Raw genomic sequence first — 11,844 nt, 5'->3', positions numbered from 1 at the left:
AGCGATTGTCGCTGGCAAGGGCGCTGCTGTTAAACCCACGCGTTTTGCTTCTCGACGAACCCACCGGTTCCCTGGATGAAGCATCGGTCACTCGGGTGGAGGCCGTGCTTCAGGAGCGAATGGCAAACGGGACATCGATCCTGTTGGTGACGCACGACCCCAAACAGGCGGCACGCCTCGGCAGTCAGCACTACCACATGATGGCGGGACATCTGGTGACGGCATGACCCCGATCTTGTTGACGCCATTCGATATTTCCATCGCCGCCTCTCTCATCATCCTCGATGCGGCGCTTTCGATCTGGCTCGGGATCCGTCTGCACCGGCAGCTCGCCATCGCCGCGGCAAGAATGGTCGTGCAGCTTGTCGCCATCGGCTATGTATTGAAGTTTGCCTTTTCGCTGGATAATCCTGCAGCAACATTGCTTCTGGTCATTGTCATGGTGCTGGTCGCCGCGCGCGAGGTCGCAGCGCGGCCGGAGCGCCGCTTCAAGGGAAATTCAAATCTTGTCATCGGCGCGATAAGTGTAGGCTTCGCTACCTTCGTCACGGCGATCCTGGCTTTGACAACCGCGATCCGTCCGCAACCCTGGTTCGACCCGCATTACGCCATCCCGTTGGCGGGGATTATTCTCGGCAATGTCCTGAACGCCGCGAGCCTGTCCCTGGATAGCCTGCTCGGGTCCGTCCGGCGCGAGCGACCGGCCATAGAAGCGCGCCTGTCCCTCGGCGAAAGCTATCGTGAAGCGACCGCCCCATTGGTGCGCGAGGCGATCCGGCGCGGCCTGCTGCCGATCATCAATCAAATGTCCGCCGCAGGAATCGTTACGCTGCCGGGCATCATGACCGGACAAATTCTTGCGGGCCTTGATCCCCTGGAGGCTGTCAAATACCAGATACTGCTGATGTTCCTGTTATCCGGCGGCAGCGGACTGTCCGCATTGGCGGCGTCCTATCTCGCGGCCTGGCGCCTCACCGACGAGCGTCAGCGACTTCGTCTGGATCGTCTCGCATAATTGTTCCCCGCGCAGCTGTGCTGCGCTCTGGGGTGAGGGGAGAGCGGGCAGCGCGGCTTCCTTGCTATGGACTAGATTCTCGCGCTGGGTTCGGCGAATGCGGGCGCGGACGATTCCTGCACCAAATTGTCCAGTATGGCGGCGGCGCCGACCGCAATGAAGACGGCGACGAAGCATGCGACGATGAACGCCCGCATGGTCTTTCTCCTGTTTCTGTCGCAACTACCAAAACCTCCGGACAGCCGATTTCGTCTGGCGGACGACGAGGCTTCCGGAGATCCGATGTTCAGGCCGCAAGGGCAAAGGCCTGCGTTTCCACGTCGACGAATATTCGCCCCAGCGAGCCCACGCAAGCATAAAAGTCAGCCGATCTGGCGCATTCCAGATCGACAAAAAAGCGCCTCATCCAGGGCGCGAGATGGTTTTCGAAGAACTCACGGTCGGCGCCGGCCGGACCCGCGAAATCTCCTCCGACAAGACCTGCCATGATCTCACAGAGGATCGCGGCGTGATCCTCTGGCTCTGAATGCCCTGCCGCCCTTTCAATGCCGAGATTCTGAAAGGTTTCGCGCAGCCGCGCCAGCGGGCGCCCATAGAGCGAGCCCGCCAGATAGTGCGATGCATACGGCAAGAGCGCGTGCCGTCCGAGGCCGCTAAACAACTCGAAATACTCTCGCGCTGCGCCAGTCTCATCGGCTCGGGCCGCGGCCTCACCGAGCGCCGCGTGAGCCTGCCCGAGCGGGCTTGCGTCGCCGCGCAGCGAGGCCAGGCGCCGAAGCAATTGGATATCCGGGCTGCGCGACAGCAAGGTGGCCAGCAGCGCATATTCCTGCGCGCGGGCGCGATCGATCTCATCGACGACGCGCCCGGAAGAAAACTGAGACCTGGACTGCTGCATCTGCATTCTCCATCCGCAATATGCGACCGGCCGCGGCCCCGTGCCGGGATTTCAGCGCGGCAAGGCGCTGCCGTGAGACCGGCGATTTCGCCGGGGTTCATCGCCTTCAGCGACAGGATCGTTGCCGACAGCCGCGCTTTCCTCGCTGCTGTGCTCTCGCCAACCGCGAATATCGGTCGACGGCAAAACATAAGGTGTTGGCTGCGCACTCTGATCGGAAGGGGCGGGCTCCGGAGGGGTCATCGCCGGCAACGACTGCTCCACGGCTGACGGCATCTCCGATATCATCTCGGCGAGATTGTCATGCCTGCCCAGCGCCTGCGCCAGAAGAGCCGGCGCGCTGTCTTGCTCTTGCAGCGGACCGAAGCCGGGTATCGCGTTCGGGTCGTTGAAATCCCATTGGTTGTCGGCGATGCCGATAAAATCGCGAATCGCAGGATCGCTCGCCCAGGCCCGGCGAAGCGCGGCGCGTGTCAATTCGGCGGGTACGCGGCTTTGCAGAAACCCTGTTATATCCGTGTTGGCGGTGAAGTCTTCAATCGATGGCAGACCAGCTGGATCAAACATCTCATCGGCCGCAGCATCAATCGCCGCCTCCGTACCGCCCGCCGCCACGCCCGACGTCGACAGGCTTGCCGTATCCGTCAGGCCCTCGGTCGCGCGCCGGAGGCCGGCGTTGCGCTTCAATCGTGCCCAGCGCGCGACAAAATTCTCGGATGCGGTCATTCCTCGTTCTCCCGTCGGCTTCTGCGCAAGGCGAGCGCAGCTTGCGTGGGTTGGCGGCGGCGCTTGAGGAAAGGTCGTTCGACGTGATGCTCGGCAACGAACTTGATGAGGGCCGCTACAACATCTGACGGCATTGGTACGGTCTCGACCAGATTGCTGCCCGCGTCCGTGAACGCCTCTCCTTCGGCCGGATCTGCGGTCACGGCAATAAGCTCATACGGCTGCTCCGAAGCTTTAGGGCGCAAGACCACCCATAGGACGGGCGCGCCAGAGGCAAGATTATTGCGGTAATTGGCTGTTTCGGTGCGGTGCAATTCAATCACGGCCCCGCCGGCATAGAACAAGGTGGCTTCCGGCGCGCTATCAAGCGGCGTCCAAGGCGCTGCCGGTGTATTTCCGACAAACACCGAGACCGGTCGCCACAGAAAATCGACCCACATGCTCCTGGCCTTGCGCCGCTCGACCACGACACCGACCGCAATGCGCGCGAGAGCTGTTGATCTCAATTGACTGCCTCCTGGTCCCGAATTGGCAGACCGGTCACAAGGTTTTGCGGCTTGACCCGCAACACCTCGTCAGGCGCCATTGCCACAAGCAGGTACACCGGCTCCCCTCGCAGCCTTTCGATCATATCTGCCGGGTCAAGGAAGGTCAGCCGGAACAGGCCGACGAGCTGGGCTCGCATCGCATCGCTGAACTCGCCGCCATTCCAGATCGCATCGCCGATGCGCGTGGCGTCGGAACTCAATCCCACATACCAGGATAATCGGGCGTCATGCAGTTCCGTCAAGGTTTCGATCGCGACATCGATGGCAAGCAGATGCGACAGCCACCGCGTGATGACGACGCCAAGGGCGGCCAAACCGCGCTGGCCGGCCGCCAAGTCGAGCGCCATGTCAAAGCGGTCGCTGCGTTCCCGGTAGCTTGCCGCGGTTGCGTCGTTGAGCAGGTCGACATCTGCCGTCGCGGGCAATCCAAGCAATTCGGCCAACGGCGATCGGGGCTGCCGATCGAGCGACGACTCCATCTCTTCGTCGACCGCCACGACCGACCCTTCGCCGATCAGCAGTTTCTGCGGGCGGAAGAACATCTCGGCGGCGCGGAGAACGGAGACATCGTCGCAATCGTCCAGTGCATTTCGCAATATGGCGTGGACCAATTGGCCGATGAAGACATGGGGAAATTTGATGTTACACCTGACAATCTCGAGATAGGCGGCTTCCAGGGTGCGGTGCTTTACAAGATGATCGCGCCACGAAATCATCATCTGCCAATTTTCGCGCGCGTCGGCGTCGGCGATGGCGGCAATGCGGGAGCTCGTGACGCACTGCCGCGGATCGTGCAGCAATGAACGGTGCAGCGCTCGTTCCGCGGCGCAGGCTTGCGGTGGCGGCACAAGCTCCGGGCGCGCCAGATAGGCCTTGAGGAATTCCTCGGTAACACGCAGCCTGCCGCCGGCGTCGCGATCGAGCAAATGGTGACCGCAGGAGAGCCAGAAGTCGCGCGGTGCACTCAACGCTGCGCTCCCTTTCCCGGCCCGGCGAGTTCGATGGGCTCGCTTGGCATATCGTCGCCCACCACCTCCAGGAACTCGAAAGCGCGCGCATGCAAAGCCCGCTCGCGTGGGCGCAGCGTACGGAATGCTTCGCGGATTGTCCCGTCATCCTGGCTTCGCGTTACGGCGACCAGCACGCCCGCCGGATGGTCGCAGAGCGAAGCCGCAAAACTGACCTCCTCTTCTGCAGCCAGGCGAGCCGTTTCAACGCCGGGAGCGCCGAAATGCGCTACCAGCTGCCTCGCAAGCCCATCGACGACCGTGCTGCGATCATGCTCGCTCGCTTCGACGATCTGCGCCAGCGTTGAACGGCCGAGCGATCCCACCCCCAGGAAGCCGGCACGAAATGCGGTGCGCGCCCTGCCCCGCAAACTTCGGGGGTCACAACGGGCAAATGCGAAGACGCCCGACACCGCCCACTCACCGGGCTCCGCCGCCTGCTCGAAAACGAACGAATCCGACGCATCAAGCCGGATGGTACGCAACAGCTTCACCGCTTCGGTCCTCCCGCGATCGCCCCAGGCCTCCCCTGAGCGCCTGACCACAACGGCGTGTCCAGGCCACAAAATACTCGTAACGGGGCGCCCGATATCCCTCGGCACCACTCCAGCATCGCGTTTTTTCCCCCAACCGGTATATACTTTCCCGAAGTTCCGGGCCAGTCGCGGTTCGTGGCGGGTAACCCGCGACCAGCTACAAGAAGTGGTGAGTGCGATGGCTGAGTTCAGCAGACATCTCCTGATCTGCTCGTGCGACGACACGATGCCCGTCGACGCCGACGCCATCCGCCGCGGTTGCCGTGGCGAGCCTGTCACCGCGACCCAGCTGTGCCGCGCCGAACTTGATCGCTTCCGGGCCGTCGCGGCAAAGGACACGCCACTCACGGTCGGGTGCACGCAGGAGGCGGCTCTGTTCCGGGAGGCTGCGGCAGAAATCGGCCGCGCAAGCCCGATCCAATTTGCCAACATTCGGGAGTCCGCCGGATGGTCCAGCGAAGCGGCCCAGACCGGGCCCAAAATGGCGGCGTTGCTTGCGGCGGCGGCGGAGCCTGCGCCGTCGGCGTCCTTCGTAGAACTGGCAAGCAGTGGCGTTATCCTGATCTGTGGCCGCAACGACGCCGCCGTCGAAGCCGGCAACCTGCTCAAGGACCATCTGGATGTCACCGTGCTGATCGAACCGCCCGCGGCCCTCGTGCCTCCGCGCATCAACGATTTTCCGGTGGCAAAAGGAAAAGTCAGAAATGCCCGTGGTCATCTCGGCGCGTTCGAGGTCACGGTCGATGACTTCGCGCAGCCGGCCCCATCCTCCCGCGGCACGCTGGTGTTTGGGCCGTCGCGCAATGATGCGCGATCGAGTTGCGACATCATTCTGGATTTGACCGGCGGCCCGGCGTTTTTCCCGGGATCCGATTTGCGCGACGGCTATCTGCGCGCCGATCCCGGCAATCCCGCCGCGATGCTGCGGGCGGTTTTCAAGGTGCGTGACCTCGTCGGCCGTTTCGAGAAGCCGCGCTATGTTGCTTTCGACGCCAAGCGGTGTGCCCATTCGCGCTCGCAGGTCACAGGTTGCACGCGCTGCCTGGATCTTTGTCCGGCGGGTGCCATCACACCTGCCGGCGATCATGTCGCGATCGATGCCCAGATTTGTGCGGGTTGCGGGCAGTGCGCAGCGGCTTGCCCCACTGGCGCGGTGTCCTACGCACTGCCGCCGGAGGACGCGCTGATGCGCAAGCTGCGGGCGATGCTGATCGCCTATCGCGAAGCCGGCGGCGAACGGGCGATCGTGCTGCTGCATGACGATTCCCACGGCGCGCCACTGATCGATGCGCTGGCACGGTTCGGCGACGGTTTGCCGGCGCATGTATTGCCGTTCGCGGTCAACGAGACGACGCAAGTGGGACTGGAGGCCGTCGCGGCCGCCTTCGCCTATGGTGCCGTGGCGATGCGGTTCCTGCTCCGGGCGCGGCCGCGCCATGATATCACCGGCTTGATCCGAACGATAGCACTGGCGGATCCGATCCTTACCGGGCTCGGTTTCGGCGCCGGCCGGATTGCGACCATCGAGACGGATGATCCGGAGACTCTTGCCGCTGCACTACGTGCGATACCGTTCATGCTGCCGGCGCCGCGTCCGGCAAGCTTCCGGCCGACGGGGCGGAAGCGGGACGTGTTGCGCTTTGCCCTGACCGAGCTTCATCGCGCTGCCCCCACCCCCGTCGATGTCATCGCGCTGCCCCAGGGAGCGCCATTCGGGGCGGTGGAGATAGACGTTGGCGGCTGTACGCTATGTCTGTCCTGCGTGTCGGCATGCCCGACCGGCGCACTGCGCGACGACCCCGAGCGGCCGATGCTGCGCTTTGTCGAAGATGCCTGCGTGCAGTGCGGGCTGTGCCAGGCGACGTGCCCCGAACATGTCATGACGCTGAAACCTCGGATCGACTTTGGCGCCGCCAGGGCCGCTGCCCGCGTCCTCAAGGAAGAAGAGCCGTTTTGCTGTATCCGCTGCGGCAAGCCGTTCGGCGTGAAGAGCACGATTGAACGTGTGCTGGCGCAGCTCGAAGGCAAGCACTGGATGTATGCGGGCCCATCCCGACGGCTCGACGTCATCAAGATGTGCGACGATTGCCGCGTAGCTGCCGCCACCGAGCAAGGTTTCGATCCCTACGCCGTGCAAAGGCAGCCCGCCCGCACCACCGACGATTATCTGCGCGAGCGGGAGGCGCAAAAGCAGGGCGGCCGCGACAAGAGTTGAATCGTCGGCCCCTGTTCGCCCTTCCGCCCGAAAATTACGTCGACCCAAGCGGATCAGGCCGGCACCACCGGGAACTTCTCCTTGTGGAGCGCCGCCAGGGTCTGCGGATCCAGCTTCAGATGGGCTTGCACCAGTTCGGGCGGCGTCAGCGCCAGCCACTGGTTCAGGGAGACATCGGCGTAATAGCTGCTCTTGAAGACTTCGAGGAAGCGCAGCGTCGTCGTGCCGGTGTTTTCGACGTAGTGACCCGTCGCGAACGGCACGTAGCCGACATCGCCAGCCATGAAATCGAAGGTCCGCGCCTGGCCTGATGCCGCGAACACGCCCATGCGCGCCTGCCCTTCAATGTAATATTGCCATTCATTGGTGTTGGGATGCCAGTGCAACTCGCGCAGGCCGCCCGGCTCGACCTCCACCAGCGCCGCCGAGATCGTCTTCGAAGCCGGGAACACGCTGGTATCGGTGATCCGCACCGTGCCGCTCTTGGTCTTGATCGGCTGCTGCGCCAGCATCTTGTGGCTGAGAGTAGGCGACACCGGGATTGCGCCGGCGATCTTGTCGGAGCTGAGCTCCCCCGGCACCGCGGCCGCGAAAATATAAAGCTGGCTCGGATCCGGAACCTGCGCGAAGGAGGCGCCGGGGACACCGAAATTCTTCGACAGCACCTCTTCAGGAATGTGCTTGAACCAGTCGCTAAGAAGGAAGGTGTTGTCCTCGTCGAAATCCCCGTCGTCGAAAACCAGCAGGAATTCGCAGCCGTCAGGATTGAGCCCCTGGATCGAATGCGGAAAGCCCGGCGGAAAATACCAGAGATCGCCGACACCGACGTCGTCGACGAAGGCATGTCCCTGCGGGTCGATCGCCGTGATGCGGGCGCTGCCGTAAAGCATATAGGCCCATTCGGCAGCCTTGTGCCAATGCAGTTCGCGAACGCCGCCGGCGTTCAGGCGCATGTCCACCCCGGCGATATCCTTGGCGACCCCGAGTTCTCGCACGGTGACCTGACGGGTCCAGCCGCCGCTCTCCTGCCGCACATGGGAATCGGAGAACGAGAAGCGCAGATTGGGCAGCGTGCCGTGATCGGTCGGGGGCGGAACCAGGATATCCGGATTCTGCCGGTCGCGGAGGAGATTGCGCGGACCGGGATCGGTGCCGCCATGTCCGGGCCGCATCGGTTGCGGGATCGGTTCGTTGCTCTGCGCGCCGGCCGTTGCCGCCGCAGCAAAAAAGCCACCGGCAGCGGTTGCCGCCAATATGGTACGTCGCGTGATATCGTCCATAATTTTTCACTCCTCGAGTAAAATCGAGATGTTCATTCTGCTGCGCTCGCCGAAGGCTGTCCGTGGCGGTCTTGGCTTGCGAGTTGTCGGGCAAGCCAGAGATCGTGATGCTCCCTGGCCCAGTTGAGATCGACTTCGCCGCTGCCCATGGCCTCGAACGCCCCCTCCATGCCGAGCGTGCCGATATAGATGTGGGCCAGGATCAGAGCGACGAATAAAATCGCCACGACGGCGTGCGCCACCTGGGCGAGCTGCATGTCGGCGATATCGGTTCCGTAGAAGGGAAACAGCAGCAGAAGGCCCGAGACCGAGACAACGGCGCCGGCCGCAATGGATAGCCAGTAAACGAGCTTCTCGCCCAGATTGAAGCGTCCGGCGGGCGCATGTTTGCCCTTGATGAAACCACCGCCTTGCTTGAGCCAGTCGATATCAACCCTTTCCGGAAGATTGTCCCTGAAAAAGATCACCGCGATCACGACGAGCCCGGCCATGAAGGAAAAGCTGGTGAAGTTATGCAAATACTTCGCGACCTCGGATATTTCCGAAAACGCGTCCGCGCCGACGACCGGCAAAAGCACAATCTTGCCGAAAGTGATATTGAGGCCGGTAAGGCCGAGAATGACGAACGACACCGCCGTCAGCCAATGCGAAAAACGCTCAAAGGCCTTGAAGCGGAGGATTTTCTGTCCCGAGCGCCCCGCTGCAATCCGGATCCGCCCTAAAATCATGTAGGCCAATCCGAGTAGCGCAATGGTGCCCGATATCACGATCGCGCCGCCCCAATGCAGCAGTACCTCGTGGAAATAATCCCAGGTCCGTCCCGCCGGCTGGATCAGTACGGCCGCCCTGGTATCGGGAATGTCGATGCGGCCCTCGACACGCGGCACTTGCTTCAGCAGGGTCCGTTCATCGACGCCGCTTGCGGTCGGATCGGGCGCGCCATCGGGGCCGAGCTTCTGTGCCACCGCAGGGGCTGAAGCCATAATCCCGACCAGCATCATGGCGAAGGTCGCGAGGCGGATGTGCGCAAGAAGCGTCATGACGATCACCGTCCTTTCATGCTCCGATGATCTGTCACGGTTTGCCCGTCAGACCTCGATACCCTCATGATACGCCGTCAGCCAGCCCCACGCGCCGGAACCATAGCCGCGTTTCAATACGCGCTCCTTGTAGATCTCGGCGATGATATCGCCATCGCCCGCGAGCAACGACTTGGTGGAGCACATCTCGGCGCATAGCGGCAGCTTGCCTTCGCCGAACCGGTTCGAGCCGTATTTCGCATATTCCTCAGCGCTGCCGGAAGGCTCATCGCCGCCACCACCGGCACAATAGGTGCACTTGTCCATCTTGCCGCGCGAACCGAAATTGCCGACCCGCGGGTATTGCGGCGCCCCGAACGGGCAGGCATAGAAGCAATAGCCGCAGCCGATGCACAAATCCTTCGAATGCAGCACGATACCGTCTTCGGTCGGATAGATGCAGCTGACCGGGCAAACGGCCGCACAGGGCGGATCGGTGCAATGCATGCAGGCCATCGATACCGAGCGCTCGCCAGGCTTGCCGTCGTTGATGGTAACGACGCGGCGGCGGTTGATACCCCAAGGCACCTCGTTCTCGTTCTTGCAGGCTGTGACGCAGGCGTTGCAGTCGATGCATCGGTCCGCGTCGCAAAGGAATTTCATGCGCGCCATCGCGTCCGCCCTCTCACGCTGCCCTGATCTGGCAAAGGGTCGCCTTCGGCTCCTGCATGCCGGTCGCAGGGTCATAGCCGTAGGTCGTAAGCGTGTTCACGCTCTCGCCAAGCACAATCGGATCGGCGCCTTTGGGATATTTGGCGCGCAGATCGGCCCCTTCGTACCAGCCGGCGAAATGAAACGGCATCCAGGCAAGGCCCTTGCCTACCCTCTCGGTCACGAGCGCTTTCATGCGAGTCTTTGACGCACTCTCGGCTCCGGTCACCCAGACCCATCCGCCGTCCTGGATGCCACGCTCCGCCGCATCCGCGGGATTAATTTCGACATACATGTGCTGCTTCAACTCGGCGAGCCACTTGTTGGAACGCGTCTCCTCGCCGCCGCCTTCATATTCCACAAGCCTGCCGGAGCTGAGAATGAGCGGGAACTGCTTGGCGATGCCCCTGTCGACCGCGGCCTTCTGCACGGAAAAGCCGATGTTGGGTACCCGGAACTGCTGGGCGTCCGGCAAAGTCGGATAATCGGCGACGAGGTCCGGGCGTGGGGTATAGATCGGTTCGCGGTAGACGGGAACTGGGTCGGGCAGATTCCAGGCGATCATGCGCGCCTTGCCGTTACCATAGGGCGAACAGCCGTGCTCGATCGCCACGCGCTGGATGCCGCCGGAAAGGTCGAGCGACCACGACACGGCATCGGGATTGGCGGAATTCACGCGCTGGATGATCTCCATTTCCTGCGCCGTGAGGTCCTTGTCCCAGCCGAGCTTCTTGAGCACCGCCAAGGTGAACTCGGGATATCCGTCCTTGATTTCGGAGCCGGCCGAATAGGAGCCCTCGGCGAGAAGGTTATCGTGCTCCTCCTTTTCGACCTCCTGCCCGTTTTCCATCACCTTGCGCTTGACGACGCGTTCGACGCCAAACCGGGCGCGGAACGTGGCACCGCCCTCCTTCACCGGCAGATTGGTGTTGTAGAGGATCGGCGTACCGGGATGCCTGAACTCCGGCGTTCCCCAGCATGGCCATGGCAGGCCGTAATAGTCGCCGCCGACTTCCGGGTCATCCTTCGGCGCCCGCAGGGTGACTAGGTCGAACTTGGCCTGGTTCTTCATGTGGGCCTTGAGCCGTTCGGGCGATTGCCCGCAATATCCGGTCGACCAGCCGCCGCGATTGATCTCCCGCAGGATATCCTCCGCCGATACCGAGTTGTTCTCAACCTTGATGTTCTTGAACATCGCCTCGGCGAAACCGAATTTCCTGGCGAACAAATACATCGTGTCGTAGTCGTTTTTGGATTCGAAAACCGGCTCCACGATCTTCTCGCCCCACTGCAGCGAGCGGTTCGAGGCGGTCCGCGAGCCATCCATCTCGAAACTGGTGCAGGCCGGCAAAAGGTAGGTGCCGTTCTTGCGCTCGGACAGCACCGACCACGCCGTCGGATAGGGATCGCAGACCACCAGCAATTCGAGCTTCTCGATGCCCCGCACCGCTTCCGGCATCCGGGTAATCGTATTGACGCCATGTCCCATGATGAACATCGCCTGCACGCTATCGGGCTGGCTGACCTGATCCCTTGGCAGCAAGGTCGCATCGAACCAGCGCGTGCTCGGAATGCCCGGCGTTTCCATCAGTTTCTGGTTCGGGAAGCGGGATCTCATCCACTCGTAATCCACTTCCCACACCCGGCACCAATGCCGCCAAGCCTCTTCGGCAAGCCCGTAATAAAGCGGCAGCGTCGTCACATCGAGGCCGAGATCGGTGGCGCCCTGCACATTGGTGTGGCCGCGAAAGATATTGGCACCGCCTCCGGCGTATCCGACATTTCCGGTGGCCAACAGCAGAATGCAGCTGGCACGGACATTCGCCGTTCCGGTCGCAAACTGGGTCTGTCCCATGGCCCAGATCAGCGTCGCCGGCTTTTCCTTGGCG

At 62.7% G+C, this 11,844-nt stretch carries 12 protein-coding genes and 1 pseudogene; 3 read left to right on the top strand and 10 right to left on the bottom strand.

Annotated features, from left to right (window positions below):
* Positions 1–227: pseudogene (locus ABSG20_RS18460) on the top strand (ABC transporter ATP-binding protein); the annotation flags it as partial.
* Positions 224–1,015, top strand: a complete 792-nt coding sequence (locus tag ABSG20_RS18455; RefSeq protein WP_423865949.1) for an ABC transporter permease — start codon at positions 224–226, stop codon at positions 1,013–1,015. The pseudogene ABSG20_RS18460 and the gene ABSG20_RS18455, both read left to right, overlap by 4 nt.
* A 71-nt stretch (positions 1,016–1,086) precedes the next feature.
* Here ABSG20_RS18455 and ABSG20_RS18450 read toward each other — a convergent pair whose 3' ends face one another.
* The 6 genes from ABSG20_RS18450 to ABSG20_RS18425 form a co-directional block, all read right to left on the bottom strand.
* Positions 1,087–1,212 (bottom strand): hypothetical protein, encoded by a 126-nt coding sequence (locus tag ABSG20_RS18450; RefSeq protein WP_423865948.1) that lies wholly within the window; start codon positions 1,210–1,212, stop codon positions 1,087–1,089.
* An 89-nt stretch (positions 1,213–1,301) separates the two neighbouring features.
* Entirely contained in the window at positions 1,302–1,913 is a 612-nt protein-coding gene (locus ABSG20_RS18445) for a TorD/DmsD family molecular chaperone (RefSeq protein WP_423865947.1), read from the bottom strand.
* A gap of 51 nt (positions 1,914–1,964) precedes the next feature.
* Positions 1,965–2,600: a DUF3306 domain-containing protein gene (locus tag ABSG20_RS18440; RefSeq protein ID WP_423865946.1), complete on the bottom strand. Its 636-nt coding sequence runs from the start codon at positions 2,598–2,600 to the stop codon at positions 1,965–1,967.
* Between the two features lie 35 nt (positions 2,601–2,635).
* Complete coding sequence (locus ABSG20_RS18435; protein WP_423865945.1) at positions 2,636–3,145, bottom strand: DUF3305 domain-containing protein; 510 nt, start codon at positions 3,143–3,145, stop codon at positions 2,636–2,638.
* Positions 3,142–4,155 carry a DUF6352 family protein gene (locus ABSG20_RS18430; RefSeq protein ID WP_423865944.1) on the bottom strand — a complete coding sequence of 338 codons (1,014 nt, stop codon included), beginning with the start codon at positions 4,153–4,155 and terminating at the stop codon, positions 3,142–3,144. The genes ABSG20_RS18435 and ABSG20_RS18430 overlap by 4 nt, the downstream gene beginning before the upstream one ends.
* Positions 4,152–4,688, bottom strand: a complete 537-nt coding sequence (locus tag ABSG20_RS18425) for a DUF6505 family protein (RefSeq protein ID WP_423865943.1) — start codon at positions 4,686–4,688, stop codon at positions 4,152–4,154. The genes ABSG20_RS18430 and ABSG20_RS18425 overlap by 4 nt, the downstream gene beginning before the upstream one ends.
* A gap of 268 nt (positions 4,689–4,956) precedes the next feature.
* Between ABSG20_RS18425 and ABSG20_RS18420 the strand changes: the two genes are divergently transcribed.
* Positions 4,957–6,945: a 4Fe-4S binding protein gene (locus ABSG20_RS18420; protein ID WP_423865950.1), complete on the top strand. Its 1,989-nt coding sequence runs from the start codon at positions 4,957–4,959 to the stop codon at positions 6,943–6,945.
* Positions 6,946–6,998: 53 nt separating this feature from the next.
* Here ABSG20_RS18420 and ABSG20_RS18415 read toward each other — a convergent pair whose 3' ends face one another.
* The 4 genes from ABSG20_RS18415 to ABSG20_RS18400 all read right to left on the bottom strand — a co-directional run.
* Positions 6,999–8,225, bottom strand: coding sequence for an oxalate decarboxylase family bicupin (locus ABSG20_RS18415; RefSeq protein ID WP_423865942.1), 1,227 nt, complete (start codon positions 8,223–8,225; stop codon positions 6,999–7,001).
* Between the two features lie 32 nt (positions 8,226–8,257).
* Positions 8,258–9,265 carry a formate dehydrogenase subunit gamma gene (locus ABSG20_RS18410; protein ID WP_423865941.1) on the bottom strand — a complete coding sequence of 336 codons (1,008 nt, stop codon included), beginning with the start codon at positions 9,263–9,265 and terminating at the stop codon, positions 8,258–8,260.
* 48 nt (positions 9,266–9,313) lie between these two features.
* Positions 9,314–9,916 carry a formate dehydrogenase FDH3 subunit beta gene (gene fdh3B, locus ABSG20_RS18405; protein ID WP_423865940.1) on the bottom strand — a complete coding sequence of 201 codons (603 nt, stop codon included), beginning with the start codon at positions 9,914–9,916 and terminating at the stop codon, positions 9,314–9,316.
* A 13-nt stretch (positions 9,917–9,929) separates the two neighbouring features.
* A partial coding sequence (locus ABSG20_RS18400; protein ID WP_423865939.1) for a formate dehydrogenase subunit alpha occupies positions 9,930–11,844 on the bottom strand: 1,915 nt, incomplete at its 5' end.

Origin of the sequence: Bradyrhizobium sp. (assembly GCF_049512235.1) — a bacterium.
Classification (GTDB): domain Bacteria; phylum Pseudomonadota; class Alphaproteobacteria; order Rhizobiales; family Xanthobacteraceae; genus Bradyrhizobium.
Note: the sequence above shows the minus strand (reverse complement) of the source record. Positions and strands in the feature narration are given on the sequence as shown.

Excerpts from the sequence above, each read along its gene's own strand:
- ABSG20_RS18455 (WP_423865949.1), top strand. The coding sequence starts at position 224 with ATGACCCCGATCTTGTTGACGCCATTCGATATTTCCATCGCCGCCTCT.
- ABSG20_RS18450 (WP_423865948.1), bottom strand. The coding sequence starts at position 1,212 with ATGCGGGCGTTCATCGTCGCATGCTTCGTCGCCGTCTTCATTGCGGTC.
- ABSG20_RS18445 (WP_423865947.1), bottom strand. The coding sequence starts at position 1,913 with ATGCAGCAGTCCAGGTCTCAGTTTTCTTCCGGGCGCGTCGTCGATGAG.
- ABSG20_RS18420 (WP_423865950.1), top strand. The coding sequence starts at position 4,957 with ATGCCCGTCGACGCCGACGCCATCCGCCGCGGTTGCCGTGGCGAGCCT.
- ABSG20_RS18415 (WP_423865942.1), bottom strand. The coding sequence starts at position 8,225 with ATGGACGATATCACGCGACGTACCATATTGGCGGCAACCGCTGCCGGT.
- ABSG20_RS18410 (WP_423865941.1), bottom strand. The coding sequence starts at position 9,265 with ATGACGCTTCTTGCGCACATCCGCCTCGCGACCTTCGCCATGATGCTG.
- fdh3B (WP_423865940.1), bottom strand. The coding sequence starts at position 9,916 with ATGGCGCGCATGAAATTCCTTTGCGACGCGGACCGATGCATCGACTGC.